Source organism: Streptomyces sp. NPDC002446 (assembly GCF_053595675.1).
The window spans coordinates 1-24699 of sequence record NZ_JBSFYC010000063.1 but is presented as its reverse complement, the minus strand read 5'-3'; the positions used below and the strand labels follow the sequence as shown (position 1 = coordinate 24699).

Genomic DNA, 24699 nt, shown 5'->3' with positions numbered 1-24699 from the left:
AGGCGGCCACCGAGACCAACGGCGTGATCCAACGCCGTCTGCGCCCGTTCGCCGAGCCCGGAGTCGGGCGTCTCGCCCTGAGGTTCTCTCCGTCTTGGGTTCTCTCCGTCTTGCCGGTCGTTTGAATGTCGACCCCACTGGAGGTCACAGGCTGACGAGCAGGCTCTCGAAGCCGCGTAGTGCTCCGGTGGACCGACGCCGGGGAGGTGCGGCGAGTGTCAGGCCGGGAAGCCGGTGGCGCAGTTGTGTCACGACAGTGGCCATCTCGGTTCGTGCCAGTGCTGCACCGAGACAGTAGTGCGGGCCCTGGCCGAAGGTGAGCAGAGGGCGGCCCGACGTCCGGCACGGCAGGAACCGGCCGGGCTCGGCGAAGATCTCCGGGTCGCGGTTGGCCGCGCCGAAGAGGACCCGCACATCGGCCTCGGGGGGCACGAGTACGCCGCTCAGTTCGACCGGTTCAGCGGGCATCCGTGGAGTACCGGTGGACGAGATCGGCGGGTCGTGCCGCAGGCACTCGGTGACGAATGCGTCGGCCTCCGCAGGCGTGCCGTCCAGATGGTGCGCCTGGTCCGGGTGGGTGAGCAGGGCGACGATGGCGGTGTCGATGCCGCCGACGGTGCTTTCGTAACCGGCCGTCCACACCACCCACAGCATGGTGACGGCGTCCCGCTCGGGCAGTCGACCTGCCACGCAGGAGACCAGATCCTCCCGTGACTCCTCGTGCAGACCGTCCGCACGGCTCCTCAGCAGTCCGGCGAAGTAGTCCTCGATGCGAGCGCTCGCAGCGTCGGCCCGTTCCAGCTCCTGTTCGCCGATGCCCGGGTTGACGGCGGCGAGTGCGGGCAGGGCGTCGGCGATGAGCGCGGAGCGTTCGGCGTCGGGAACGCCCAGGACGTCGGACACGACGTTCCAGCTCAGGGGGAAGACGAGGTCGCGGTGCAGATCGACCGTCTCGCCGTCGCGCAGCCGCTCGGTCACCGGTGCGAGGAGACGGTCGCAGTGGTGTGCGCAGATGGCCTGGAACTGCTGTGTCCTGCGGGGGGTGAAGTACTGACCTACGGTCTTGCGCAGCTGGGTGTGCTCAGGCGGGTTGGCCACCACCATGCTGTCCAGGAAGGCCCGCGTCGCTCGTGACGTGCGGTAGTGCGGGTACCGCTCGGCGAGTTGGGCTCGGCCGGGCGGTCGGAACAGCGGATCGCGCAGGACGCGTACGGCGTCGGCGTACCGGCTGACGAACCACAGCCCGCCGGTGGGATTGCGGTGGACGGGTGACTCTTCCCGGAGCCGGGCAAGGAAGGGGTACGGATCCTGTTTGATCACGGGATCCGTGATCGCGGCGAGTACGTCCGTCTCGTTCAGCCGCGATGCGGATGCGGTGGCCGACGTGTTCACGTGTTCCTCGGGTGGTAGGGCGACCAGTAGTACTGGCGGTAGAAGCTCTCGGCGAGCTCGACCCATTCGCGGAGGCGGGCGGGGCTGTCGAGGAAGTAGGGAAGGCTGACCAGGAGCCAGCTCTGCACCGCCTGGCTGTCGCGGCAGCCGCCGCAGTCTCCGGAGGTGCAGCAGAACTGCACCGTTTCCAGGTCCGGCCGGTAGGCGGCGAAGCCGGGGAGCGAGGCATGGCCGTTGGCCAGTCGTTCGGCATGGTCGGGATGCTGCTCGCTGACCGTGGCGCAGACGTCGTAGCCGAACTCCGCCCAGTGGGACTGACCGGTGATCGCCGTCCGGATGTAGTACGGGTGACTGGCGACGGTTTCCGGATACAGGCGCTGGACCCGCAGCGCCTCGGCCAGCAGTGCCTCTCGGCGGGCGGATGCGGCCGGCAGCGGGGTATCGGTGCCGTACGCGCTGTAGAAGCTGAAGGTGGTTTGGTTGCCGTTCTCCTGGATGCGTCGGACGGTCTCCTCGATGTAGTCGGTGCCGTCTTCCGAGAGGGCGTAGATGAACACCGCGCGCGGGTCGTCGCGGTAGTTGCGCAGGGCCTTTTCGAACAGACCGCTGAAACGTGTGCCGTTGGGGCGGATGCCGCGCAGCTGGTCGTCGAGCGGCCCGCCGCCGAATACGGAGACGGCGACGTTTGCCCGCTGGAACCCGTCACCGCGCGGCAGGGGACGCAACCCGTTCGTGACGACGGTGACGTAGGCGAGATGCCGGGTGAAGGCCCTGATGCGACCGGGCACCAGCGTCGGTTCTCCGCCGAGGAGCATGGCGTGGGTGACGCCTTCCTCCACCAGCCGACGAGCGAAGGCATCCGCGGCATCGTCGCCGGACGATTCGGTGACGCCCTGGTCCATCTGGTGCCCGAAATACCAGCATCCCTCGCACCGGATGTCGCAGGCCCTGGTCAGGAACACCACGTTGGTGCGGACGGTGCGGGAGAAGCGCTGAAGACGGTGCAGGCGCTGCGCCAGCTCCGGGTCCTCGGCCCTGATGCTGCGCAGCCGGTCGCGGATGTAGCGGCCGGTCGGGCGCACTGCTACGGGGACAGCCGACATGGCTCAGTCCTCCCCTTCGTGATCATGCTCGTCGTACCCTTCGGTCGTCGTCAGCGGAGGGTCGGGCGCGGCAGCGGCGAGTGCGTCGGAGCGGTGGACGCGATCCAGCAGGTCTGCGACCAGAGGCTCGAACCTGCCTGCCGGTTCGGTCAGATCGCACCACATGAGGCGGGTCACCTCGTCGTACAGCGGATAGGGCCGTACGTGTCCCAGATCCTGGGCTCCGTAGTGAGCGAGGAAGCGGTCCTGCCCCCGGCCCGTGGCCACGAATCCCCAGGCACTGCGCCTACGCAGCGCTCGCGCGGTGGCGATGGCCAGTGCGACGAGGACGGAGGCGACGGGCCCTCCGCGGCAGTCGGGGGCAACGACCAGCTTGCCCAGCTCAACGCCCTCACCGGGCCGCGGCCGTCCGAGTCGGCGCAGGACCTCCGCCCGCGATACGGCGTCCAGTGCCGCCAGCACCGGACTGGTGAGGGCTTCACCCACCGGTGTGACGCGCGTGCACCCGACCAGCCTGCCCTCCGCCTCCCTGCCCAGGCAGTGCCAGGCCGCACGGTCGTGCTCCTCGCCCTCTCCGATGTCGTCGTAGCCGCCGTCAGCGGTGCGGAACCACGGCCGGGCGACGGGATCGTGCCAGGATTCGCCGCGAAACGCCCTGATGTCCGCCACAGCTGCGGCCTGTTCTTCAGTAAGCGGCTCCGCAGACATCCACCGCAGGGACAGAGTGAGCCGGGAGACGACACCGATAGCCGTCTCCCCACTCGGTGTGTGAGAACCAGCCGCGGACACGCAGGCTCACCTGAAGATCTGTGTGGTGCGCTGGCCCTTGCTCCCTGCGGTGATCTCCGCCCCCTGGAGCGTTCGGCTCAGGTCGAGGAGCACCGCTCCGCGTGTACTGGCACACGTGTAGCGGCCGACATGCCGCAAGCCGGTGTCGGCGGCGGTGAGCAACAGCCCCTGCCCCACGCACTCGGCACTCACCAGCGGGGCGGGGGTCGCCGCGGCGGCGACGGTGGGGACAGCCAGGACATTCACCGCGGTGAGCACGCCGGCCACGGCAAACGCGGCACGCCTAGCCATGGTTGATGAAGGCATCGTGGTTGACGGACTTCGGGCTCAGCAGGTTCATCGGGATGCCCTGGCGCACGTTGGCGGAATCGAGGAGCAGAGCTCCCGTGCCCTTGTTGACAAAGGTGCGGTCCTGCACGGCACCCGGGCTTGCGTAGGTGCCCGACATTCCCTGCATGAGGTTCTTCGTGCTGACGAGCGGCGTGACGCCGTGGTCGTGGGCCACCGCCGGGGCCGCCCCGGTTCCCACCGCCACCAAAGCGGCGGCCGCCACGGCCACGCGGACAGGCAGGTTGCTCAATCGACGATTCACGGTCATGCCCTTCGTGGGAACTTCCAGATATTCACCTCGCTAACCACAGGCCCCGGCAACGAGATGCTGTTCATGAGGCAGGTTCACCCCTACGTGGCGCGCGTCGTGATACCCCAAGTGCCCCTGTATGAACGGGCGTTGAACGATGAGCGTGGCATGGTCCGGATTCACCCAAGGCGGTTCTTCCGCGACCGCGACCTGGCCCCATCCCGCGGGGTGTCGACCTGTTGGGGTCAGGTCACTCTCATAGGGGCAGCTGTTGAGAGGGTTCATTCACCGGGCACGAGATGACCGCTCACGCAGTTCAGCTTCTCGCAGGTCTCTTCGTGTTCGCGTTCCGGGCGGGAATGGCGTACGACTCCCGCCCCGGCGCGCAGCCAGGTCCGGCTGTTGTCCTGGAAGCGGGGAAGACGGCGGCGAGCGCGTGCCACGGGCCGTGGCCCTCGCGCAGCCGTCCGCTCACTGCGGAGGCGAGGTGCTGGACGCTGCCCCGCTCCTGGACGGTCATGAAGTCCCGGACGTGCACGGTGCGGCAGACCGAGGCGAGTTCGTCGCAGGCGAGTCGGACGGATATGGCGTGCTCGTGGATCTCCTTCGGGTCGCTGAGCAGGTCGGCGCGGAGCCGGGCGTCGGCGTGCGGCGAGCCGGTCCGCGCACGGGTACCGGCCAGGGGGGTGGTGGTGACCCGGCCGTCTCTGGTGGCCTCCAGGATGGTTTCCGGGCTGAATCCGGCGGCTTTGAGTCCGCCGAGGTCCAGGAGGAAGGACCGGGCGGGCGTGTTGTGTCGACGCCCCGCGTAGTAGCTGGCGGCCAGGTCGACGGTGTACGGGACGGTCACCTCCCGCGAGAGGATCACTTTCTCAAGGCGTCCGGCCTCGATGGCGGTGAGCCCGGCGGCCACGGCTGCCCGGTAGTCCCCATGGTCCTCGGCGTTGATGGTGAGGCGGGCCTCCGGGAGTGCGGGTGGGCCGGCGTCCGAGCGGACGAGCCCTGCCAGGTGCTCCAGCCGTTCCTCGTCGGACGCCCGGAGCAGGGCCCTGCCGTCCGTGATCCGCACTTCCACGGCGGGAACGACGAGGAACAGCAGATCGTCCGAGCCCGCCGGGAGCGTGGCGCCCGAGAGCACGTCGGCCAGCTCGAACCTTGCCCAGCCGTACGCCCGCCATCCCCGCAGCGGCAGACTGGCCAGCAGTGATCCGACAGCCGGCAGGCCCTTGGCAAGCGGCAGGTGACGTACCAGCGGGCCGCAGGTCAGCTCAGTGCCGGTCGGGCTCAGCCGGAGCTCGGCCAGCCGCCCCGCGGCGAACGACCAAGTGCCTTGATTCTCGTAGACCATGTAGTCGTCGAACGCCTCGGATCTGGCCAGGCGGTAGGCGAGCGCCAGTGGCTCCTCCGCGATGTCCAGCGTGGTCTCGCAGTAGTGCGTGGAGACGGCAGCGCTCATGACCTCGCCTCCGTGCGGCCGAGGGGGAGACGCCCCCGGGCGGAGATCAGCGGATACGACGCGACGGCGAACCTCCGGTCCTGCAGCAGTGCCCAGAACGCCTGGAGGTCCTCCTCCGTGACGTCACGGGCGTGCAACCCGGCGCGCACTTGCTCGGTGTTGGCACGGTGGAGCCGTACGCCGGTTTCACCGCCCCGCCACGCCTCGGCGTACGTCGTGGCGCTTACGCCGTCCAGACCGCCGGCCGTGAGCGCCGCAACCAGCTTGCGCCCCCACAACGGGTCGGCACCGGCCGCACGCAGCTGATCCATCAGCGCTTCGTGCACCCGCTCGAAGAGCGCGGCCTCGCCCTCTCCGGGAGCGGCCAGTACGGGCGTGTACCCGCAGTCGAATTCCTCCAACAGCAGACATCCGCCCGGCCGCAGCGCCCTCACCAGGCGCGTGAGCACGTCCTCGCGCTGCGGCAGATGCAGCAGCACCAAGCGGGCGTGCACCAGATCAAACTCCCCGTCCGGTAACGGGTCACGGGTGATGTCGTGCCGCCAGACCTGCACGTTCTCGCGGTGCCGGAGACCGTGCATGCGGCCCGGCTCCACATCCGTCACCACGACCTGCCCCGTACTGCCCACCACAGCCGCCAGCCAGGCGCCTATCGAGCCTCCGCCGCCGCCCACTTCCAGACACCGCCACCCTGGCCCCACCCCGGTCCGCATCAACTGCGCCCGCGACACCGGGTCGTAGCACTCCTCCAGCACCGTGAACCGGTCCGGAGCCTGATCCGCCAGGTTCTCGAAGACGTACTGGTTCATCCCGTTCATCCCACCCCTTGTGTCAGCCAACCGGCCCGGCAGGTGGAGCTCCGCCTGCCGGTGATCACTCTCTGCCCGCTGCGAGGCCCGTTGATCATTCCCAGGGGGGCGCGCGGGGGGCGCGCGGAGGCGATGCGGGAGGTACTGAGGATCCGTACCAGCGGATCATGGTGGGCTGCGACGAGCTACGACGAGCCGGGTCACCCGGTCGTCTCCGCCATCTCCGCCGTCTCGACCGTGCAGCTCTGACCTGCGCGTATCCCGCTTCCGGCGCGGCGGCGGCCACGCCCCGGCCGTCCTCGTGACAGCTCTTCCTGACCCGGGTGTCAGGACCGCGTCAGAGTGTTCGGTAGCGTGGCCGGGTGAGTGAGAAGACCCTGCAGCACCGGATTGACGGTCCCGGCGACGCCCCCGTACTCGTACTGGGAGCCGCGCTCGGGACCACCTGGCACATGTGGGACCGGCAGATCCCCGAGCTGACCCGTCACTGGCGTGTCATCCGGTTCGACCTGCCCGGTCACGGCGGTTCGCCCGCCCACGCGGCGGCTTCCATCGCCGAACTGGCCGACCGGCTGGTCGCCACCCTCGACACGCTCGGTGTGGACCGCTTCGGCTACGCCGGCTGCAGCATCGGCGGCGCCATCGGCACCCAGCTGGCGCTCACCCGCCCGCACCGGGTCACCTCGCTGGCCCTGATCTCCTCCTCACCGCGCTACGGCACCGCCGATGCCTGGCGCCAGCGCGGCGTGGTCATCCGTACGAACGGACTCGACCCGATCGCCCGCACCTGCCCCGAGCACTGGTTCACCCCGGGCTTCGCCGGTGCCCAGCCCGCGATCGTCGAGTGGGCCGTCCAGATGGTGCGCACCACCGATCCCGGCTGCTACATCGCCGCCTGCGAGGCGCTGGCCTCCTTCGACGTACGGTCCTCACTCGGCCGGGTCGGCGTGCCCACGCTGGCCGTCGTCGGCTCAGAGGACCAGGTCACCCCGACCACCGACGCCCGCACCCTGGTCGCCGGCATACCCGACGCGAGCCTGGCGCTGGTCCCCGGCACCTCGCATCTCGCGCCCGTCGAGCAGCCCGCGGCCGTCACCGAGCTGCTCATCCGGCACTTCACCAACGCCTGGCACGACAAGCCGGGCCCCGGCGGCCAGGCCGCCATCGGCGCCGCGGCCCCCAAGCCGCAGATCGCGCCCCCGCCGCCCCCGCAGGCGCCGCCCGCCGCCATAGAGTCCGGTCTCGCCCGGCCGGACCAGGACCGCGGCGCCACGTACGAGGCGGGCATCAAGATCCGCCGCGAGGTCCTGGGCGACGCCCATGTCGACCGGGTCGAGGCCACCGCCGACGACTTCAACGGCGACTTCCACGACTTCATCACCCGCTACGCCTGGGGTGAGACCTGGAGCCGCCCCGGCCTGGACCGCCGCACCCGCAGCGTCATCACGCTCACCGCGCTGGTCGCCCGCGGCCACCAGGAGGAGCTGGCGCTGCACACCCGGGCGGCCCTGCGCAACGGCCTCACCCCCACGGAGATCAAGGAAGTCCTGCTGCACACCGCCGTCTACTGCGGTGTGCCGGCGGCCAACTCCGCCTTCGCGGTCGCCCAGCGGGTGATACGCGAGGAGACGACGCCGGAGGCGTGAGGCACGCCCCGCAGGTGCGGCACGGCGCCGGGTACGGGCCGGGCCGCCGCCCCGCCGGGCCCCCGGCGGCAAGATGGCAGGCATGGAACTCATCAAGAAGACCCACGCCTGTGTCCGGCTGGAGAAGGACGGGCAGACGCTCGTCATCGACCCCGGTGTCTTCAGCGAGGAGGACGCGGCCGTGGGGGCGGACGCGATCCTGGTCACCCACGAGCACATGGACCACTTCGACGAGGGCCGGCTGCGGGCGGGCATGGAGTCCAATCCGGGCGCCGAGATCTGGACCCTGGCCAGCGTCGCCGAGCAGCTCTCCGCCGCGTTCCCCGGGCGGGTGCACACGGTCGGTGAGGGCGACAGCTTCACCGCGGCCGGCTTCGAGGTGGAGGTGCACGGTCAGCTGCACGCCGTCATCCACCCCGATATCCCGCGCATCACCAACGTCGGCTATCTGATCGACGGCGGCGCGGTGTTCCACCCGGGCGATGCGCTCACCGTCCCCGCGGGCCGTACCGTCGACACGCTGCTGCTGCCCGTCCACGCGCCCTGGAACAAGATCGCCGAGGTGATCGACTACGTCCGCGCGGTGGCGCCCCGGCGGGCCGTCGACATCCACGACAGCCTGCTCCAGGACCACGCCCGCCCGGTCTACGACTCCATGATCGACAAGCTGGGCGGTGCCGACCACGGACGGCTCGCTCCCGGCGGCCGCACCGCCGTCGGCTGACCGCCCGGCCGGCGGGGAGCCGGACTGTCGGTGCCGGGCTGTAGGTTTACAGACATGCGCATCGCGACCTGGAACGTCAATTCGATCACCGCCCGCCTCCCGCGGCTGCTGGCCTGGCTGGAGAGCACCGGCACGGACGTGCTGTGCATCCAGGAGACCAAGTGCGCGGCCGAGCAGTTCCCGTACGACGAACTGAGCGAGCTCGGCTATGAAGCCGCGGTCAACTGCAACGGGCGGTGGAACGGTGTGGCCCTGCTGTCCAAGGTGGGGCTTGAGGACGTGGTCCAGGGCCTCCCCGGCGGCCCGGACTACGAAGGGGCCCAGGAGCCGCGTGCCGTCTCCGCGACCTGCGGCTCGGCCCGCGTGTGGTCGGTGTACGTCCCCAACGGCCGCGAGATCGACCATGCGCACTACACCTACAAGCTCGGCTGGTTCGAGGCGCTGAGGACCGCGGTCGCCGAGGACGCGGCGGGCCCCCGCCCGTTCGCGGTCCTCGGTGACTTCAACGTCGCGCCGACGGACGAGGACGTCTGGGACCCCGCGGTCTTCGTCGGCGCCACCCATGTCACACCCGCCGAGCGCGCCGCCCTGACGGCCCTGCGCGAGGCGGGCCTGACGGACGTCGTACCGCGCCCGCTGAAGTACGACCGGCCCTACACCTACTGGGACTACCGCCAGCTCGCCTTCCCCAAGAACCGCGGTATGCGCATCGACCTGGTCTACGGCAACGAGCCGTTCGCCAAGGCCGTCTCGGACGCCTATGTGGACCGCGAGGAGCGCAAGGGCAAGGGCGCTTCGGACCATGCGCCGGTCGTCGTGGATCTCGACGTCTAGGGCCTTTCCGGCCTTGACCCGTCGGACAGGCCCGTAGGGCCTCGTAGGCGTACCTCGCAGGCCTACCACCGCCCGGCCCTCACCGCCCGGCCCTCACCGTCCCGTCCTCACCGCCCCGGCATCAGCGCCCGCAGGTCCACCGCCTCGCCCAGTGCCTGCAGGCCCGTGTCGCCGGGGTGGAGGTGGTCCCCGCTGTCGTAGGCGGGCAGCATCCGCTGGGGGCGCTGGGGATCGCGCAGTACGGCGTCGAAGTCCAGCGTCGCGTCGAAGACGGTGCCGGAGCCGCCGCGGACGAAGGCGTTGACGGCCTGGCGGCGGGCCTCCACATCCGGGGTGCAGTCGCGGTAGCCCTCACAGGGCGCGATGGTCGCGGCGACGACCCGCAGCCCCCGCTCGTGCGCCCGCCGGGCGATGGCCCGCAGACCGGCGATGACCTCATCGGCCGGGGTCCCCCAGCGCACGTCGTTGACGCCCTCGAAGACCACCACCGTCCGTGCCGAGGGCTGTGCCAGCACATCCCGCTCCAGCCGGTGCTGGGCGCTGACCCCGCCGGTGTCCGTGCTGACCCCGTCGCCCTGATAGCGGTCGGTGACGATGCGGTTCGCCGAGATGCCGTGGTTGAGCACGCCGTAGCGGGGCAGGGCGCTCTGCGTCTGGAAGCGGCGGTTGAGCACGTCCGGCCAGCGCCGGTTGGTGCCGCTGGTCGACTTCACGCCGTCGGTGATCGAATCGCCCAGCGCCACGATCGACCCGGGACCGCCGTCCACGTCCACCCCCGTCAGAAACGGCCAGACGGTCATGGTCTCCGGATAGGCACCGCCCCCGGCGTCGCCCGTGCGGTCCCCGCTGCCCGCGGCGCTCAGATACGACAGCTGGGTCGCCTCCTGGTGCACCGGCGCCGCCGTCACCGTGCCCGGCAGATGGATGCTCACCAGCAGATCGGTGCCGGCGGGGACGGTGAACGGCGCCGGATCGCTGACGGCCTCGGCGCCGGCCGGTATCCGGGTGCCGTTCCGCCCCCGCCCGAAGGTCAGCGGTACGGGCGCGCCGTCCGCGGCCGCCCCCGCACCGCGCACCGCGATGCTGGCGGCCCCGATGTCCACCGGCGCCGCCGCGAAGGTGTTGGCGATCCGTATCCGCGCCCGCGGTCCGCCCGCGCCGCTGTGGACCACCAGCCGCAGCGTACGGTCCCGCCAGGGCCCGACGGCGCGGTAGCCGGCCGTGCTCGCCGCCCAACTCCCGGTCCTGCCCGACCCGTTGTCCTGTACGGACACCGCGAAGACATGCAGTGCGGCCGCCGTCCCCGACGCCTCGGGCAGCACCACGGACGCCACCTGACGCCCGCTGTGCAGCGGTACGGACACCGCGTACAGCCGTGCGGGCCCGTCCGTCTGTCCGTCCGCGCCGTTGATGTGCGGCAGCGCCACCGCCTTGGTGCTCAGCGGCCCGGACCGCCAGTCGGGCGCGGTCAGTTCGTAGGAGCTGCGGGAGCCGTCCTGATAGCGCACGGTGCCGGTGCCGTACGCCGCGCCGCCCGTGCCGGCGACCAGGAACGTCAGCGCCGAGCCCCGGCCGCGCACGGCCACCGACTGCCCGGCCGCCCGGACGTTGTCCGGCGTGCCGGCCGCCGTACGCGGCCATCCGAGCCGCGCTCCGTCGATGCTCAGCACGCTGCCGGGCGTCCAGCCGGCCGCCGCCAGGTCCTGTGCGGACAGCGAGTGGCCGGCGCCGTCGAAGTCGGCCGCGCCGGGTGCGGAGTTGTCGCTGACCGCCGTGTTGTCGAACTGTCTTGCCAGGGGCAGCGGGCGGGGCGGGTGGTGCGCCGGGCCGGGGGCCGCGGCCCTCGCCGGGCCGGCGGAGGTGGTGGCGGGCAGTGCCGTCGCGGTGAGCAGCAGGGCCAGGGCGGTGCCCCATCGTCGTAGGCGCATCGGTCGGTATCCCTCCGGGGGCGTCAACGGGCAGGTCTGCACTGCGATCCGGCCGCTCCCCGGGGCGCACCCGGGGGTTTTGGCGGCCTGGCCGATCCGATCCGAGCGCCATGAAGGTAGGGAGGCGAACGGGGAGCGTCAAGGTGACGAACGGGGCCCGATCGCGCCGCGCGCCTGTGGCCCGCACCACAGGTCGGGTGGGACCCTGCACACCATGAACATGTCTTTCCTGGACAAGTGGCGCAAGCGTCAGCATGTGCACCGGTCCGTGCCGCTCGCGGAGTCGGTGCGCGCCGATCCCGGAAGCGTCGTCGAGCTGCTGTCCGAATGCGAGCTGCTGCGGGCCCAGGCGGCCGCCGCGGGGGTGGAACTGGACGACTCCGCACGCTCGTTGGAGCGGCTGGACCAGCTGCAGCCGGTATGGCGGGACGACCCGGAGGTGGTGCCCTGGCTCGGCAATGACGCGGGCCTGTATCTGGGCACGGTGGTGGTGCGGACGGTACGCGGCGCGGTCTGGCACGTCCGGCCGGACGGGCAGCCGGTGGTCCGGCTGGAGTCCGGGCGGGTGATCGATGTGGTGGCGGCGGGCCACGCCTGGGCCGATGTCGGCGCGCCCGAGCTGTCCCAGGTCTACGCCGAGGCCTCCGAGACCTGACGCCCGGTAAGCGGGCAACGGTCTTACCTGATTTATCCGCCCCTCTGCACTGATGCGTGCGTGTCAGTGGAGAAGTGCCCCTTTTGTCCCGGTAGGTTGCGGGCTCTCCGCTGTACGGATGAGAGTGGGCAGGTCTGCATATGGCCGGTGATGCGCTGATTGAACTGCGCGGGGTCAACAAGCACTACGGAAAACTGCATGTCCTGCGGGACATCGACCTCACCGTCGGCCGTGGGGAGGTGGTGGTGGTCATCGGGCCCTCCGGGTCCGGGAAGTCCACCCTGTGCCGGGCCATCAACCGCCTGGAGACCGTCGAGTCGGGCACCATCGAGCTGGACGGCCGGCCGCTGCCGGAAGAGGGCCGGGCGCTGGCCGGGCTGCGCGCCGAAGTCGGCATGGTCTTCCAGTCGTTCAACCTCTTCGCCCACAAGACCGTGCTGGCCAACATCATGCTGGCGCCGGTCAAGGTCCGTAAGAAGAGCAAGGACGAGGCCGCGCGGCGCGCCCGCGAACTCCTGGACCGGGTCGGGCTCGCCTCCCAGGCCGACAAGTACCCCGCTCAGCTCTCCGGCGGCCAGCAGCAGCGCGTCGCCATCGCCCGCGCGCTCGCCATGGAGCCCAAGGCGCTGCTCTTCGACGAACCGACCTCCGCCCTCGACCCGGAGATGATCAACGAGGTGCTGGAGGTCATGCGCCAGCTCGCCCGGGAGGGCATGACGATGGTCGTGGTCACCCACGAGATGGGCTTCGCCCGCGCCTCCGCCAACCGCGTGGTGTTCATGGCCGACGGCCGGATCGTCGAGGACCGCACCCCCGAGGAGTTCTTCACCGCACCGCGCAGCGAACGGGCCAAGGACTTCCTCTCCAAGATCCTCAAGCACTAACGGGGGCGCCGCGATGCCGCACCGTCACTCCACGCGCCTGCGCCGCGCCCTCGTGGCCCTCGCGCTCACCGCACTCGCCCTCGTCCTCGCGGGCTGCGGCCGGCCCGGCAGCCCGCCGGCCAAGGGCCCCAAGGGCAGCGAACTGCCCCAGTATCCGGTCGCCAAGGACTTCCGCCTGCCCGACTCCCCGACCTGGGTGCGGGCCAAGCGCCGCGGCCATCTCACCATCGGCGTCAAGGAGGACCAGCCCTACCTCGGCGAGAAGGACCCGTCCTCCGGCCGCTACACCGGCTTCGACATCGAGATCGCCAAGATGATGTCGGCCGCCCTCGGCTTCCCGCCCGACACCGTCCAGTTCCGCACGATCGCCTCCGCCAACCGCGAGACGGCCCTGCAGAACGGCCAGATCGACCTCTACGTCGGTACGTACACCATCAACGACAAGCGCAAGAAGCTGGTGGGCTTCGCCGGGCCCTACTACATGGCCGGCCAGTCGCTGCTGGTGCGCGCCGACGAGCGCGACATCAAGGGCCCGCAGGACCTGGCCGGCAAACGCGTCTGCTCGGCGGCCGGCTCGACCCCGTACCAGCGCATCCAGGCCGAGTACCCCAAGGCGAACCTGGTCGCCTACGACACCTACTCGGTGTGCGTCGACAACCTGCTCACCTTCCAGGTCGCCGCGGTCACCACCGACGACGCGATCCTGCTGGGCTACGCCGCCAAGGTGCCCGAGGAGCTGAAGGTCGTCGGCGAGCCGTTCTCCCAGGAGCCGTACGGCATCGGCGTCCCGCGCGGGGACAACGCGCTGCGCTTCGCGCTCGACGACGCGCTCGCCGCGGACGAGAAGAACGGCAACTGGAAGAAGGCGTACGACGCGACCCTCGGCCTGTCCGGGGAGCCCGCGCCGAAGCCGCCCCCGATCGACCGCTACCCGGCGACCTGAGGAGCCAAGGAACCGACCGATGAACGTTCTCCTCGACAACCTCTCCCTCTACGGGGAGGGCATGCTGGGCACCGTCGAACTCACCTTCTACGCCTCGCTGCTCGCGCTCGGTCTCGGCTTCCTGATGGCGGCCTTCCGCGTCGCACCGGTCGGCTCACTGCGGGCCCTGGGCACGGCGTGGGTGACGGTGCTCCGCAACACGCCGCTGACCCTGCTGTTCTTCGCGGTGGTGCTGGGCCTGCCGCGCTTCGGCCTCGTCCTGCCCTTCAAGCTCTTCGCCATCCTGGCGCTGGGCTGCTACACGTCCGCCTTCATCTGCGAGGCGGTGCGCTCCGGCATCAACACCGTGCCGGTCGGACAGGGCGAGGCGGCCCGCAGCCTGGGTCTGACCTTTCCCCAGACCCTCGGCGACATCGTCCTCCCGCAGGCCTTCCGGTCCGTCATCCCGCCCATCGGCTCCACGCTGATCGCGCTCGCCAAGAACTCCGCGATCGCCGGCGCCTTCAGCGTCACCGAACTGCTCGGCGTCTACAAGCCGCTCAGTGAGATGGGCTACAGCATCATCTGGTCCTTCATCTGGATCGCCGTCGGCTATCTGATCGTGACCCTGTCCATCAGCGCGATCTTCAACGTGCTGGAGAAGCGCTTCGGAGCCGCCCGATGACCACCACCGCCCTCTACGACATCCCGGGCCCGCGTGCCAGAGCGCGGCACCGGCTCTACGGCCTCGGGGCGACGGCGGTGATCGCCGCCCTGCTCGCCTGGATCCTCTACCTCCTCTTCGACACCGGGCAGTTCACCGCGGCCAAGTGGACTCCGTTCCTCTACACGGGAATCCAGGAGCTGCTGCTCACCGGCCTCGGCAACACCCTGCGGGCCTTCGGCATCGCCGCGGTGCTGTCCCTGGCGCTCGGCGCGGTGCTCGCGACCGGCCGGCTCTCCGAGCACCGGTTGGTGCGCTGGGTGTGCACGCTGGTGGTGGAGTTCTTCCGCGCGATGCCCCTGCTGGTCATGATCTTCTTCATCTATGTGGCGATGCGGGTCGCGCCGCTGCCCGCCCTGGTCGCGGGCCTGACCCTCTACAACGGCTCGGTGCTCGCCGAGGTCTTCCGCAGCGGCGTCAACTCCGTCGAGCGCGGCCAGCGGGAGGCCGCGTATGCGCTGGGCATGCGCAAGACCCAGGTCATGACGCACGTCCTGGCGCCGCAGGCGGTCCGCGCGATGCTCCCGGCGATCATCAGCCAGCTGGTGGTCGCCCTGAAGGACACCTCGCTCGGCTACCTCATCACCTACGAGGAGTTCCTGCACGCCGGCAAGCTGATCGCCGCCAACCTCGACTACGACCTGCCGTTCATCCCCGTCGTCATGATCATCTCGCCGATCTACATCGGGATGTGCATGCTGCTGTCCTGGCTGGCCAACTGGGTCGCCCGGCGCCAGCGGCGCAACCCCAAGGTCGAGGCCGCCGAGGTGGCCGCCGCCGAGCCCGGCACCTTGATGCCGGGAGACCACCAGCGGCACGTGTGAGACCCGGCCCGCCCCGGCCCGCTACACCCGCCACACCCCGTCCCGCATCAACTCCCGCTCCGCCAGCTCGTTCTGCTCGCGCCAGGCCAGGAGCCGGCGCGGGCGGAAGGAGAGGAAGACCCAGCCGTCGCGCCCCCGCGGATCCCAGCCGAGCTTGTGGACGAAGGCCGCACCCGCGTCGTCCGGCAGCGCGTCCGAGGCGATCACCTCGGCCGTGCTCTCGATGAGCACCACGTCCCGGGTCGGCCCCAGCGCCACCCAGCTGTCGCCCCGGGCCGCGAGGTTGCGGGCGGTCGGATTGTTCTTCTTGGTGGCCATCACCAGCCGTCCGTCGTGCCAGACGAACGACAGCGGTACGAGGCAGGGCACGCCTTCGCCGGACGACGAGGACACCCATGCGTCCTCGTCCATCCGCAGTCGCCACAGTGCATCGCGTTTCCGCTCGTCGGCGTCGCGCGCCGGTGGAAAGGTAGCCATGGCGGGAGGCTATCGATCACCGGCCTCCCGCCGAATCGGCCGTGAGCTGTAGGCCCGAGGTCGTACGCCCCGGCCCGCCGCTCAGTCGCGTACCGGCACCGACACATACGACGGGTCGTTCTCCGGGGAGGAGAACGTCAGCCGTGCGCCGCTCGGGTTGTGCTCGATGTACAGCGGGTCGACGGTGTCCACGACCACCGCCAGCCGGTGACCGGCCGGGACGTCGTAGGAGGTGGAGAAGAGCTCCAGGTCCACGCCGAAGGGCTGCTGGGGCGTCTTGTCGTGGAAGGTGAACGGGGCGTGGGTGACCAGCTTGCCGATGCCGAGCGGTCCCACGTCGTAGAGGTAGGCGATGGCGGTACCGCTCCCGGCGGTGCTGGTGAGGGTGGTGTGCAGCCGGGTGGTGCCGCGGACCCGCTGCCCGGTCTCGTAGCGCTCGGACTGCCAGACGGCGGCCAGGGAGCGCGGGAGCAGCGGAATCGAGGCCATCGGCGGCAGCCGGAAGAACTGGTCCATCATGCTGGAGAGGAAGATCAGCCCGCCGTTGGCGCCGGAGTCCCAGTTGGTGTGGATCTGCTTGCTGCCGCCCAGCTCGATCCTGCGGTGCGCGGACGGTACGTCCTTCCAGCTCTTGTAGCCCTCGTACGCGCCGGAGGAACGGGACTTCAGCAGCACCGGCGACTCGCGGTCGATGCCGTTGTCCACGCCCTTGAGGTAGCGGTCGAACCACCGCTTGGTGTTGGTCCAGGTGTCGTCGGGCAGCCCGAACAGCCCCGTTGCCTCGGCCGTCGCATGGTCGCCCGGGCGGAACTCCAGCCGCTTGGGGCCCTTGAGCTTCTCGTAGAAGTCGGCGTACTGGTTGGGCGGGAAGATCGAGTCGCCCCAGGCGTTGCCGAGCATGATCGCGGTGCCATTGGCGTTGATCTTGTCGAGGTAGGTGGCGGGGGAGCGCTTCTTCCCCCAGGCGAGCATGTCCTGCTCCTTGGCGAGGTTCGAGGAGAGGAAGTCCTTGAGCACGGTCTGCAGTTCGGGGCTCGGCCGCCCGGTCACCGCGCCCGCGCCGCCGAGCATCGCCGCGGCCTGCCGATGCTGGGTACGGCCGCTGTAGATCGACCCGATGAGGTCGCCCCAGCCGCTGAGCGCCGCCACCACCTTGATCCGCTTGTCGAACGCGGACGCCAGCAGACTGATCCCGGCGCCGTAGGAGACCCCGCCCATGCCGACCTTCTGCGGATCGGCCGGCGTGTGGGCCAGCGCCCAGTCGATGACCTTCGACGCATCGGCGATGTCCTGCGGACCGGCCGTCTCGATGTACCCGCCGGACTGCCAGAACCCGCGCGAGTTGTAACCGACCACCACATAGCCCGCGTCGGCCAGCTTCTTGGCCTGCACCATGTACTCGACCTGCGGCATTCCCCAGCTGGTCGGCAGCACGATGACCGGGTACCGGCGGGTGCCGTCGGCACCGGCCGGGGTGAAGACGTTCGCCTTGAGGGTGATCCCGCCGTCGCCCTCGATGTCGACGAACTTGACGGCGGCGGACGCCGCGGTGGCGTCGGCGGACGCCGTCGTGGCGGTGGACTCCGGTGCCGCCGCCTGGGCGGTGGCCGGCGCACCGGTGAGAACGGTGGTGGCCAGCAGCGCCGCCGAGACGGTGCCGATCGCGGCACGCAGAGTCGTGCGGGAGGGCGTCATCTTCTGCTCCAGATCTCTATGCGAGCCCGCCGCACGCTGTCGGAAGGACAGGAGGGGGCGTACGGCGGCCCGAGTTGACTGGAGAGTAAGGCGCGGCACTTACCTTAGGTAACCCGTCGGTAGGTTACGGGTGGGTAACACCCTTGGGTCCAGGGTGAGTCGGCGCGGACGCCGGGCGGCGGCCTGCGGCCCACGGGTGGCTAGAGAAGTGCGGTGAGGAACTCCTGGAGTGCGGCGTTGAATTCGGGCGCCCGCTCCAGGTTCGGCATATGTGCCGCCCGCTCGATGACCGTCAGCTTCGCATACGGAGTGCGCCGGCAGATGTCGCGGGCGTCGCTCACCGGCGTGTACGTGTCCTCCGCGCCGACGGCCACCCACACCGGAACCGTGATCCGCGACAACAGCGCCGTGTAGTCGGGGCGTTCGGCGCGGCCGCGCAGGGCCGCCGCGGCGCCCTGCGGCGGGGTGCCCGTCATCATCCCCAGGACGTGCCGGGCCACGTCCGGCTGCGCTTCGATCGTGCGCGGCGAGATCATCTTCGGCAGGACCTCGTGCGCATAGCCGGCCATCCCCTCCCGCAGCAGGCGCTCGGCCATCGCGCGGCGCGCGGCCTTCCCCTCGTCGGTCTCCGCCGCGGCGAAGGTGTCCGCGAGCAGCATCCCCCGGATCCGGTCCGGGAACAGCCGCCAGAACTCCATGACGATCTGGCCGCCCATGGACAGACCGCCGACGACGAAACGCCCGACGCCCAGCCGGTCGAGCAGGGCGACGGTGTCGCGGACGAAGGTCTCCAGCGGGGTCGTGCCCGGGACGACGGAGCTCTCGCCGTAGCCGCGGAGATCCGGGGCGATCACCCGCCATCCGGCCCGGCTGAAGTGCTCGATCTGCGGACGCCACATCGAGCGGTCGAACGGGTGCCCATGGAGGAGGACCAGCGGCTCGCCGCTGCCCTCGTCCTCGTATCCGATGGTGATCTCTGCGAACTGAGCCGATCCCACGCTGCGCATCCCCCTCTGTCGCGGCTTGACGGATCGATGCTATGTGGCGCAATCTCTCGGTGCAATGTAAATAATGTGCTCGGTGCAATGTTGCCGGGCCGGTCGGACCGCGGTCCGGGGCGAGGGGTTCGATGGACGACTACCGCGTGATCGCCGACGAGCTGGCGGCGGACATCGCCGCCGGACGGCTCCGGCCCGGCGAGCGGCTGCTGCCGCTGCGCCGGTTCGCCCGCGAACGGCGCATCGCCGGCTCGACGGCGGCCCGGGTGTACCGGGAACTGGGCCGGCGGGGCCTGACGGTGGGCGAGGTCGGCCGCGGCACGTTCGTCCGTACCGCCGCCCCCTCGGCCGAACCCGCGCTGGCCGAGCCGGGGGAGGTCCGGATCGACCTGGAGATCAACTTCCCGGTCCTGCCGGAACAGCCCGCCCTGCTAGCCAAGAGCCTCGGGCATCTGCTGCGGCCCGACGCCCTGACCGCCGCACTCCGCCCGGTGGGCGCCGCAGGTACGCCCGCCGCCCGGCAGGCCGCGGCCGCGCACCTCACCCGCGCCGGCTGGGCCCCCGACCCCGGGCAGCTGCTCTTCGCCGGCAACGGCCGCCAGGCGCTGGCCGCCGCGATCGCCGCCCTGGTTCCGGCCGGCGAACGCCTCGGCGTCGAATCCCTCACCTACCCCGTCGTCAAAGGCATCGCGGCCCGCCTGGGCGTCACCCTCGTACCCCTCGCCATGGACGAGCACGGTCTGACGCCCGATGCGCTGCGCGCGGCCGCTCCGCTGCGCGCCGTCTACCTCCAGCCGGCGCTGCACAACCCGCTGGGCATCACGATGCCGCACCCACGGCGCGCCGAACTCACCGCCGTACTGGGGGAGTTGGGCATCCATGCCATCGAGGACGCCATCTACGGCTTCCTCCGCGACGACCTGCCGCCGCTCGCGGCGCTGGCGCCCGAGCGCACCGTCGTCGTCGACAGCCTCTCCAAGCGGATCGCACCCGGCCTGTCCCTGGGGTTCCTGACGGCGCCCGCGGCCCTCACCCAGGACCTGGCGACGTCACTGCGCTCCGGAACCTGGACGGCGTCCCGCTTCGCGCTCGACGCCGCGACCCAGTGGATGGCCGACGGGACCGCCGCCGTCATCGAGGAGAACAAGCGCGCCGACGCCGCGGCCCGCCAGGACATCGTCGCGAAACGGCTGGCCGGGTTCCGGGTGCGGGCCGATCCGCGGGCGTATCACTGCTGGTGGGAACTGCCGGAGCCGTGGCGCGCCGACACCTTCGTCGCGGCCGCCGCGCGCCGCGGGATCGCCGTCACACCGTCCGGCGCGTTCGCCGTCGGCACGGGTCACGCGCCCAACGCCGTACGGCTGGCGCTCGCCTCCCCGCCCCTGGACGCCCTGGCCGAAGCGCTCGGTGTGCTGGGCGAGCTGGCGCACGGCACACCGGAGGACACCGCACCGGAGTGAGCGCCGGCGGCTCAGGTGCCGCTCATCAGATCGCCGAGCCCCGCGCGCAGATCGTCCGCGTTCATCACCGGCTGGAGGGAGATCTTGGCGTTCAGGTCCATGAAGAACGACTCGACCAGGGCCGGCATCTGCGACGAGTGCTGCATGTCGAAGTAGTAGAAGCAGGTACGGTCGCCGCCGTCGAGGGTGAAGTAGGCCGCCTCCGGCTTCAGCGCGGCGATGGCCGTCTCCATGATCTTCGGCATGGCGCCGTTCTTGATCAGCTCATTGCCCACTTCGGTAGGTATCTGGACCTTCAGGACCATCCTCATCGGGCTCACTCCTCGCATGGATCTCGTGGAGTTCACAGGTGTCCCCGCTTGTTCTCAGGGTCTCACGTACGGGCGCGGCGGTCAGTCGGGCGGGGAGCCGGGGCGGGCGGTCAGGAGCCGGGGAGCAGGCGCTCGGGGCGTCCGCCGGGCGGGACTTCCTCGGCCGGCGGCACCGGGCCCGGCGGGGTGCCGTCGCCGAACGGCCGGCCGCCCAACTCCTCGCGGTGGTGCGGCGTCAGCCAGCCGGACAGGTCCGGGCCCAGGGGGACGACGCCGGTCGGGTTGATGCCCGTGTGCACCCGGTAGTAGTGCTGCTTGATGTGGTGGAAGTCGACGGTGTCGCCGAAGCCCGGTGTCTGGTAGAGGTCCCTGGCGTACGCCCACAGCACCGGGTCCTCGGCCAGCTTGAACCGGTTGCACTTGAAGTGCCCGTGGTAGACGGCGTCGAAGCGGACCAGGGTGGTGAACAGCCGGATGTCGGCCTCCGTGAGGGAGTCGCCCACGAGGTAGCGCTGACCGGACAGCCGCTGTGACAGCAGGTCCAGCCGCCGGAACAGATCGCGGAAGGCCGCGTCGTACTCGCTCTGCCCGGTGGCGAAACCGGCCCGGTACACACCGTTGTTGACGTCCCGGTAGACACCCGCCATGACGACGTCGATCTCCTCGCGCAGCCGCTCGGGATACAGGTCCGGCGCGCCGGGCCGGTGCAGTGCCGTCCACTCCGTCGCGAGGTCGAGGGTGATCTGCTGGAAGTCGTTGGTGACGAGCCTCCCGCTGGGCACGTCCACGACGGCGGGCACACTGACCCCGCCCGGGTAGTTCTTCTCGCGGGCGTCGTACGCCTCGCTCAGGAAGCGGATGCCGAGTACCGGATCGCGTCCGTCCGGATCCAGTGTGAAGCGCCAGCTGCGGTCGTCCTGGAGCGGGTCGGGGATGGCGAGCGAGAGCGCGTCCTCCAGGCCCAGCAGCCGCCGCGCGATGACGGCGCGGCTCGCCCAGGGGCAGGCGCGGCTGGCCACCAGACGGTAGCGGCCGGCCTCGACCGGCCAGCCGTCGCGGCCGTCCGCCGTGATGCGGTCCGCGAAGTGGCTCCTGGCGCGCTTGAAGGCGGTCCTGCCGTACTCGGTGTTGCCGCACATGCCGTCGCCGTCGGTGGAGTGGGGCACCACCGGCTCCTTCCGTCCGCGGTTGCTCACAGGGGTCATGGCGAGCTTTCCCGGACCGGCGCGGGTATCCCGGCGCGTCAGCCGCCCGGCGCATCACCGACCCGCGACACATCGAAAAAACACCCCCCTTCCCGATATAGAACTCATAGAACTCATCGAACTCCTCATCCCGATCGATACCGCGACGACTACCCTGAAGGTCGTGGCATCTTTACGAAGTGCCCATCGATCACTCATCGGTAACCGCACGCATCGCCCTACCATCGCCCGATGATCAAGAAAGCGATCAGGAATTCATTCGGTGTGGCCCTGGCCGGCGCCGCGCTTCTCGCGCCGGCCTCCGGTGCCCGTGCGGCGGACGGCTGGCAGCGTGTCGGGGACGGCATCACCGCCGGAATCAGCGGCCTGGTGGTCGAGGGCGCGCACGGCGATACGGTGGACGCCCTTGCCGTGCGCGACAACAAGGAGCCCGGCCAGCGGCGGCTGGTGGCCATACGGTTCAGCCCGCACGAAAAGCCGCAGGTGAGCCCGGTCGGCTGGAGCGGCGAGCCGCCCGTCGACCTGGAGGCGATCGATGCCGTGCCGGGGCGGGCGCACGAGTATGTGGCCCTGGCCAGCGACGGGACGGCATACCGAATTCACCGGGAAAAGGACACCGTGCGCGTACTGCGCGAATTCCGGCTGCCGGATATTTCACCGGACGGCAACTACGAGGCATTCGCCCTGGCCCCGACCGGCCACGGCACCATAGCCGCGGTCTGGGCGGACCGGGGCGACGACGACCGCCCCGCGAAGCTCACGGCGGCGGAATGGAACCCGGACACCAACGGATTCGGCACGCGCGATTCCGCGGAATTCCACGTGCCCTACCCGGCCGAGGACGTCCGCCATGTCTCCGACGTGGAACTCTCCGCCGACGGCCGGCTGACGGTGTCATCCGCCTCGGACCCGGGCGACGACGGCCCGTTCGACTCCGCGCTCTACGCCGCCGGACGCCTCCTCCTGCGCGAGGACGGCGAGGCCGCCCTGGCGTTGTCCGACGAGCCGCACCGGCTCGCCACGTTCGACGGCCACAAGATAGAGGCGCTCGCGTGCCGGCCGGGCACCGGCAAGGGGATCCTGGGCACCGACGACGAGAACGACGGCGGCTCGGTCACCACGGCGGCGTTCTGCCGCCCGTGACCCCGCCGGGCACCACCGGGCCCGACCCGGCCCCTCGGGGGCAGCCGTCCCTGCCCCCTTCCTCAGCCCAGACGCGTCAGATCGGGCCGCAGCCGGTGCCAGATCGGGTGCCGCAGCCGGCCCGCCGAGGTCCAGCCGGTGAGCGTGACCTCGGCGACCAGCCGGGGCTCGGCCCAGTGCGCGTCCGCCACGTCCACGGGGTTGAGGAACGGCGAGCGGTCCATCGGGATCACCGCCAGATACTGCGCCAGCTCCTGCCGCTCCCGGTCCGACAGCCCCGAACCCACCGAGCCGACGTACCGCAGCCCGGCCGGGTCCGCCACACCCGCCAGGACGGAACCGGGAAGGCCCGCGAGATTGCCGTGGCCCTCCGTCCAGCCCCCGATGATCACGTCGAGCGTCAGCAGATGCTTCGTCTTGCGCCACTCGGGTGACCGGACACCCGGCAGATACGCCGAGCCCAGCCGCTTCGCCACCACCCCTTCGAGCCCGCCCTGCAACGAGGCCTCCCAGGCCTGCTGCGCATGGCCCTCGACATACGCGGGCGACGACCAGTTCGGGCCGCGCAGCCGCAGCCCGGACAGGACGGACCGGCGCTCGAAGTACGGCGAGCCGAGCAGCGACCCGCCCAGGTACATGACGTCGAAGAGGATCAGATGGACCGGGTGCTCCATGGCCAGCCGGGCCGTACGGCGCGGGTTCACCACCCCCATCCGCCGCTGCAGCAGCCCGAAGTCCGGCCGCCCGCGCGCGTCCAGCACCACCACCTCGCCGTCGAGCACCGCGGGCCGGCCCCGCAACTGCTCCCCGAGCGGCCCCAGCTCCGGGTACGTCATGGTCGCGTCGTTGCCGGCCCGGGTGATCAGCCGCAGCGTGCCGTCGCCCGGTGTGTTGACGATGCAGCGCGCGCCGTCCCACTTGGCCTCGAACGCCCAGGCCGCCTCCTCGTCCTCGTCGGGCAGCGGCCCGATCGTGGCCAGCATCGGCCGGATCACGGGGTACGGGGACGAGCCGTGCTCGGCGGTCGGGGCCATGGTTCGATGATCGGCCGAGGGCCGGGCGGCCGCAGATCGGCGCCTACCACCCCACGCGGCGCCGTGCCCCCGGCCACCTCCTCAAGGCCGTTTCCCTAAGATCGTTTGCAGGTCAATCTGCTGAGGGAGGGTGTCCGATGAGCCGGGCGGTATTGGTGACCGGGGCTTCGCGGGGGATCGGACGGGCGGTCGCCGAGCTGTTCGCGGCCGGTGGCGACCGCGTCGCACTGCACTACTCGTCCCGCAGGGAGGCGGCCGAGGCCGCGTTCGCGGGACTGGCGGGGAGCGGGCATCTGCTCGTACAGGGCGATGTGCGGACGCCGGAGGGGGCGGCGGCCGTCGTCGAGGCGGCCGTGGACGGGCTGGGCGGCGTCGACGTCCTGGTCAACAACGCCGCCGCGAATGTGGCGCATCCGCTGGACCGTACGTCGTTCGAGGACTGGCAGCGCGCCTGGCGGCAGGTCGTGGACGTGAACCTGCTGGGAACCGCGAACGTCAGCTACTGCGCGGCGCGCAACATGATCGAGCGGGAGGTGGAGGGGCGGATCATCAACATCGGCTCGCGCGGGGCCTTCCGCGGCGAGCCGGACCATCCCGCCTATGGCGCCTCCAAGGCGGCGCTGCACGCGATGGGGCAGTCGCTGGCGGTCCACCTGGCCCCGTACGGGATCGGTGTGGCGTCCGTGGCCCCCGGCTTCGTGCAGACCGAACGGGTCGCGGAGCGCCTCACGGACGAGGTGCGGCACCAGAGCCCCTTCGGCCGGGTCGCCTCACCCCGGGACGTGGCCTCGGCCGTCCACTACCTGGCCTCACCAGAGGCGCTTTGGTCCTCCGGCGCCGTCCTGGACGTCAACGGGGCGTCGCACCTGCGGTAAGGGGGGCCCCGGCCGAACGGGGGAATCCGGCCGGGGCCGAAGCGGGCACGGGGGGGAAGGTGCCCGCTTGCGTTTGAACGATAAACCATTGGGTTTTGCGGGGCGGAACGGGGTCCCTTCGCACGTGTTCGGCTGTCCCGCCGTGGGGGTTTGTCGCCGTTGCGCCTGCGGCGGGCGTTGCCGCTGCGCGGGGCGTTTTCGGGGTGCGGTGGCGGTCCTCCGGGGCAGGGT

25 protein-coding genes are annotated in these 24699 nt (G+C 70.9%); 11 read left to right on the top strand and 14 right to left on the bottom strand.

Annotation, left to right across the window (positions count from 1 at the left end; all coding sequences use genetic code 11):
• Positions 1-144: 144 nt before the first annotated feature.
• The 7 genes from ACWD6P_RS28405 to ACWD6P_RS28375 form a co-directional block, all read right to left on the bottom strand.
• Positions 145-1392 carry a cytochrome P450 gene (locus tag ACWD6P_RS28405; RefSeq protein ID WP_451447016.1) on the bottom strand — a complete coding sequence of 416 codons (1248 nt, stop codon included), beginning with the start codon at positions 1390-1392 and terminating at the stop codon, positions 145-147.
• The gene (locus ACWD6P_RS28400) at positions 1389-2495 is read right to left on the bottom strand and encodes a radical SAM protein (protein WP_451447015.1); all 1107 of its coding nucleotides are present in this window, start codon (positions 2493-2495) and stop codon (positions 1389-1391) included. Before ACWD6P_RS28400 ends, ACWD6P_RS28405 begins: the two co-directional genes overlap by 4 nt.
• 3 nt (positions 2496-2498) lie before the next feature.
• Positions 2499-3164, bottom strand: a complete 666-nt coding sequence (locus tag ACWD6P_RS28395) for a GNAT family N-acetyltransferase (protein WP_451447014.1) — start codon at positions 3162-3164, stop codon at positions 2499-2501.
• 126 nt (positions 3165-3290) lie between these two features.
• The gene (locus ACWD6P_RS28390) at positions 3291-3575 is read right to left on the bottom strand and encodes a hypothetical protein (protein WP_451447013.1); all 285 of its coding nucleotides are present in this window, start codon (positions 3573-3575) and stop codon (positions 3291-3293) included.
• Positions 3568-3882: a hypothetical protein gene (locus ACWD6P_RS28385; RefSeq protein ID WP_451447012.1), complete on the bottom strand. Its 315-nt coding sequence runs from the start codon at positions 3880-3882 to the stop codon at positions 3568-3570. The genes ACWD6P_RS28390 and ACWD6P_RS28385 overlap by 8 nt, the downstream gene beginning before the upstream one ends.
• Positions 3883-4180: 298 nt before the next feature.
• Entirely contained in the window at positions 4181-5320 is a 1140-nt protein-coding gene (locus tag ACWD6P_RS28380) for a chorismate-binding protein (protein WP_451447011.1), read from the bottom strand.
• A complete protein-coding gene (locus tag ACWD6P_RS28375) occupies positions 5317-6138 on the bottom strand; it encodes a class I SAM-dependent methyltransferase (protein WP_451447010.1) in 822 nt (273 codons plus the stop codon). Before ACWD6P_RS28375 ends, ACWD6P_RS28380 begins: the two co-directional genes overlap by 4 nt.
• A 353-nt stretch (positions 6139-6491) precedes the next feature.
• On the opposite strand from ACWD6P_RS28375, the gene pcaDC reads away from it, so the two are divergent.
• The 3 genes from pcaDC to ACWD6P_RS28360 all read left to right on the top strand — a co-directional run bounded on the left by pcaDC (position 6492) and on the right by ACWD6P_RS28360 (position 9333).
• A complete protein-coding gene (gene pcaDC, locus ACWD6P_RS28370; RefSeq protein ID WP_451447009.1) occupies positions 6492-7775 on the top strand; it encodes a bifunctional 3-oxoadipate enol-lactonase/4-carboxymuconolactone decarboxylase PcaDC in 1284 nt (427 codons plus the stop codon).
• Positions 7776-7857: 82 nt separating this feature from the next.
• Positions 7858-8499, top strand: a complete 642-nt coding sequence (locus ACWD6P_RS28365) for an MBL fold metallo-hydrolase (RefSeq protein WP_451447008.1) — start codon at positions 7858-7860, stop codon at positions 8497-8499.
• Positions 8500-8553: 54 nt separating this feature from the next.
• On the top strand, positions 8554-9333 hold the full coding sequence (locus ACWD6P_RS28360) for an exodeoxyribonuclease III (protein ID WP_451447007.1): 780 nt from the start codon (positions 8554-8556) through the stop codon (positions 9331-9333).
• A 107-nt stretch (positions 9334-9440) separates the two neighbouring features.
• Here ACWD6P_RS28360 and ACWD6P_RS28355 read toward each other — a convergent pair whose 3' ends face one another.
• Positions 9441-11261: an SGNH/GDSL hydrolase family protein gene (locus tag ACWD6P_RS28355; RefSeq protein WP_451447006.1), complete on the bottom strand. Its 1821-nt coding sequence runs from the start codon at positions 11259-11261 to the stop codon at positions 9441-9443.
• Positions 11262-11475: 214 nt separating this feature from the next.
• Here ACWD6P_RS28355 and ACWD6P_RS28350 point away from each other — a divergent pair, with 214 nt between their 5' ends.
• The 5 genes from ACWD6P_RS28350 to ACWD6P_RS28330 all read left to right on the top strand — a co-directional run bounded on the left by ACWD6P_RS28350 (position 11476) and on the right by ACWD6P_RS28330 (position 15270).
• Positions 11476-11916, top strand: a complete 441-nt coding sequence (locus ACWD6P_RS28350; protein ID WP_451447005.1) for a DUF6278 family protein — start codon at positions 11476-11478, stop codon at positions 11914-11916.
• Between the two features lie 140 nt (positions 11917-12056).
• Positions 12057-12800 (top strand): amino acid ABC transporter ATP-binding protein, encoded by a 744-nt coding sequence (locus ACWD6P_RS28345; protein ID WP_451447004.1) that lies wholly within the window; start codon positions 12057-12059, stop codon positions 12798-12800.
• Between the two features lie 13 nt (positions 12801-12813).
• On the top strand, positions 12814-13743 hold the full coding sequence (locus tag ACWD6P_RS28340) for a glutamate ABC transporter substrate-binding protein (RefSeq protein WP_451447003.1): 930 nt from the start codon (positions 12814-12816) through the stop codon (positions 13741-13743).
• Positions 13744-13762: 19 nt separating this feature from the next.
• Positions 13763-14407: an amino acid ABC transporter permease gene (locus ACWD6P_RS28335; RefSeq protein WP_451447002.1), complete on the top strand. Its 645-nt coding sequence runs from the start codon at positions 13763-13765 to the stop codon at positions 14405-14407.
• A complete protein-coding gene (locus ACWD6P_RS28330; protein ID WP_451447001.1) occupies positions 14404-15270 on the top strand; it encodes an amino acid ABC transporter permease in 867 nt (288 codons plus the stop codon). Before ACWD6P_RS28335 ends, ACWD6P_RS28330 begins: the two co-directional genes overlap by 4 nt.
• A gap of 21 nt (positions 15271-15291) precedes the next feature.
• Here ACWD6P_RS28330 and ACWD6P_RS28325 read toward each other — a convergent pair whose 3' ends face one another.
• The 3 genes from ACWD6P_RS28325 to ACWD6P_RS28315 form a co-directional block, all read right to left on the bottom strand.
• Positions 15292-15747 carry a pyridoxamine 5'-phosphate oxidase family protein gene (locus tag ACWD6P_RS28325; protein ID WP_451447000.1) on the bottom strand — a complete coding sequence of 152 codons (456 nt, stop codon included), beginning with the start codon at positions 15745-15747 and terminating at the stop codon, positions 15292-15294.
• A gap of 81 nt (positions 15748-15828) precedes the next feature.
• Positions 15829-17442, bottom strand: a complete 1614-nt coding sequence (locus ACWD6P_RS28320) for an alpha/beta fold hydrolase (protein ID WP_451446999.1) — start codon at positions 17440-17442, stop codon at positions 15829-15831.
• A gap of 200 nt (positions 17443-17642) precedes the next feature.
• Positions 17643-18440 (bottom strand): alpha/beta fold hydrolase, encoded by a 798-nt coding sequence (locus tag ACWD6P_RS28315; protein WP_451446998.1) that lies wholly within the window; start codon positions 18438-18440, stop codon positions 17643-17645.
• 131 nt (positions 18441-18571) lie between these two features.
• Here ACWD6P_RS28315 and ACWD6P_RS28310 point away from each other — a divergent pair, with 131 nt between their 5' ends.
• The gene (locus ACWD6P_RS28310; protein ID WP_451446997.1) at positions 18572-19900 is read left to right on the top strand and encodes an aminotransferase-like domain-containing protein; all 1329 of its coding nucleotides are present in this window, start codon (positions 18572-18574) and stop codon (positions 19898-19900) included.
• Positions 19901-19911: 11 nt separating this feature from the next.
• On the opposite strand, the gene ACWD6P_RS28305 is transcribed toward ACWD6P_RS28310, so the two are convergent.
• Together ACWD6P_RS28305 and ACWD6P_RS28300 are read right to left on the bottom strand one after the other, a co-directional pair.
• On the bottom strand, positions 19912-20175 hold the full coding sequence (locus ACWD6P_RS28305) for a hypothetical protein (protein WP_451446996.1): 264 nt from the start codon (positions 20173-20175) through the stop codon (positions 19912-19914).
• Between the two features lie 146 nt (positions 20176-20321).
• Entirely contained in the window at positions 20322-21350 is a 1029-nt protein-coding gene (locus ACWD6P_RS28300; protein ID WP_451447040.1) for a glutathione S-transferase family protein, read from the bottom strand.
• A 297-nt stretch (positions 21351-21647) separates the two neighbouring features.
• On the opposite strand from ACWD6P_RS28300, the gene ACWD6P_RS28295 reads away from it, so the two are divergent.
• Positions 21648-22559 carry a hypothetical protein gene (locus ACWD6P_RS28295; protein ID WP_451446995.1) on the top strand — a complete coding sequence of 304 codons (912 nt, stop codon included), beginning with the start codon at positions 21648-21650 and terminating at the stop codon, positions 22557-22559.
• 62 nt (positions 22560-22621) lie between these two features.
• Here the strand turns inward: ACWD6P_RS28295 and ligD are convergent, their stop codons facing one another.
• The gene (ligD, locus tag ACWD6P_RS28290) at positions 22622-23593 is read right to left on the bottom strand and encodes a non-homologous end-joining DNA ligase (RefSeq protein ID WP_451446994.1); all 972 of its coding nucleotides are present in this window, start codon (positions 23591-23593) and stop codon (positions 22622-22624) included.
• A gap of 137 nt (positions 23594-23730) precedes the next feature.
• Here ligD and ACWD6P_RS28285 point away from each other — a divergent pair, with 137 nt between their 5' ends.
• Complete coding sequence (locus ACWD6P_RS28285) at positions 23731-24468, top strand: SDR family NAD(P)-dependent oxidoreductase (protein ID WP_451446993.1); 738 nt, start codon at positions 23731-23733, stop codon at positions 24466-24468.
• Positions 24469-24699: the final 231 nt, after the last annotated feature.

Bases quoted from the DNA above. Each gene is read 5' to 3' on its own strand.
- ACWD6P_RS28300 (WP_451447040.1), bottom strand. From the start codon at position 21,350: ATGTGCGGCAACACCGAGTACGGCAGGACCGCCTTCAAGCGCGCCAGG.
- ACWD6P_RS28325 (WP_451447000.1), bottom strand. From the start codon at position 15,747: ATGGCTACCTTTCCACCGGCGCGCGACGCCGACGAGCGGAAACGCGAT.
- ACWD6P_RS28320 (WP_451446999.1), bottom strand. From the start codon at position 17,442: ATGACGCCCTCCCGCACGACTCTGCGTGCCGCGATCGGCACCGTCTCG.
- ACWD6P_RS28350 (WP_451447005.1), top strand. From the start codon at position 11,476: ATGAACATGTCTTTCCTGGACAAGTGGCGCAAGCGTCAGCATGTGCAC.
- ACWD6P_RS28365 (WP_451447008.1), top strand. From the start codon at position 7,858: ATGGAACTCATCAAGAAGACCCACGCCTGTGTCCGGCTGGAGAAGGAC.
- ACWD6P_RS28360 (WP_451447007.1), top strand. From the start codon at position 8,554: ATGCGCATCGCGACCTGGAACGTCAATTCGATCACCGCCCGCCTCCCG.
- ACWD6P_RS28355 (WP_451447006.1), bottom strand. From the start codon at position 11,261: ATGCGCCTACGACGATGGGGCACCGCCCTGGCCCTGCTGCTCACCGCG.
- ACWD6P_RS28310 (WP_451446997.1), top strand. From the start codon at position 18,572: ATGGACGACTACCGCGTGATCGCCGACGAGCTGGCGGCGGACATCGCC.
- ACWD6P_RS28330 (WP_451447001.1), top strand. From the start codon at position 14,404: ATGACCACCACCGCCCTCTACGACATCCCGGGCCCGCGTGCCAGAGCG.
- ACWD6P_RS28295 (WP_451446995.1), top strand. From the start codon at position 21,648: ATGATCAAGAAAGCGATCAGGAATTCATTCGGTGTGGCCCTGGCCGGC.
- ACWD6P_RS28385 (WP_451447012.1), bottom strand. From the start codon at position 3,882: ATGACCGTGAATCGTCGATTGAGCAACCTGCCTGTCCGCGTGGCCGTG.
- ACWD6P_RS28285 (WP_451446993.1), top strand. From the start codon at position 23,731: ATGAGCCGGGCGGTATTGGTGACCGGGGCTTCGCGGGGGATCGGACGG.
- ACWD6P_RS28400 (WP_451447015.1), bottom strand. From the start codon at position 2,495: ATGTCGGCTGTCCCCGTAGCAGTGCGCCCGACCGGCCGCTACATCCGC.
- ACWD6P_RS28390 (WP_451447013.1), bottom strand. From the start codon at position 3,575: ATGGCTAGGCGTGCCGCGTTTGCCGTGGCCGGCGTGCTCACCGCGGTG.
- ACWD6P_RS28335 (WP_451447002.1), top strand. From the start codon at position 13,763: ATGAACGTTCTCCTCGACAACCTCTCCCTCTACGGGGAGGGCATGCTG.
- ACWD6P_RS28340 (WP_451447003.1), top strand. From the start codon at position 12,814: ATGCCGCACCGTCACTCCACGCGCCTGCGCCGCGCCCTCGTGGCCCTC.
- ACWD6P_RS28380 (WP_451447011.1), bottom strand. From the start codon at position 5,320: ATGAGCGCTGCCGTCTCCACGCACTACTGCGAGACCACGCTGGACATC.
- ligD (WP_451446994.1), bottom strand. From the start codon at position 23,593: ATGGCCCCGACCGCCGAGCACGGCTCGTCCCCGTACCCCGTGATCCGG.
- ACWD6P_RS28375 (WP_451447010.1), bottom strand. From the start codon at position 6,138: ATGAACGGGATGAACCAGTACGTCTTCGAGAACCTGGCGGATCAGGCT.
- ACWD6P_RS28345 (WP_451447004.1), top strand. From the start codon at position 12,057: ATGGCCGGTGATGCGCTGATTGAACTGCGCGGGGTCAACAAGCACTAC.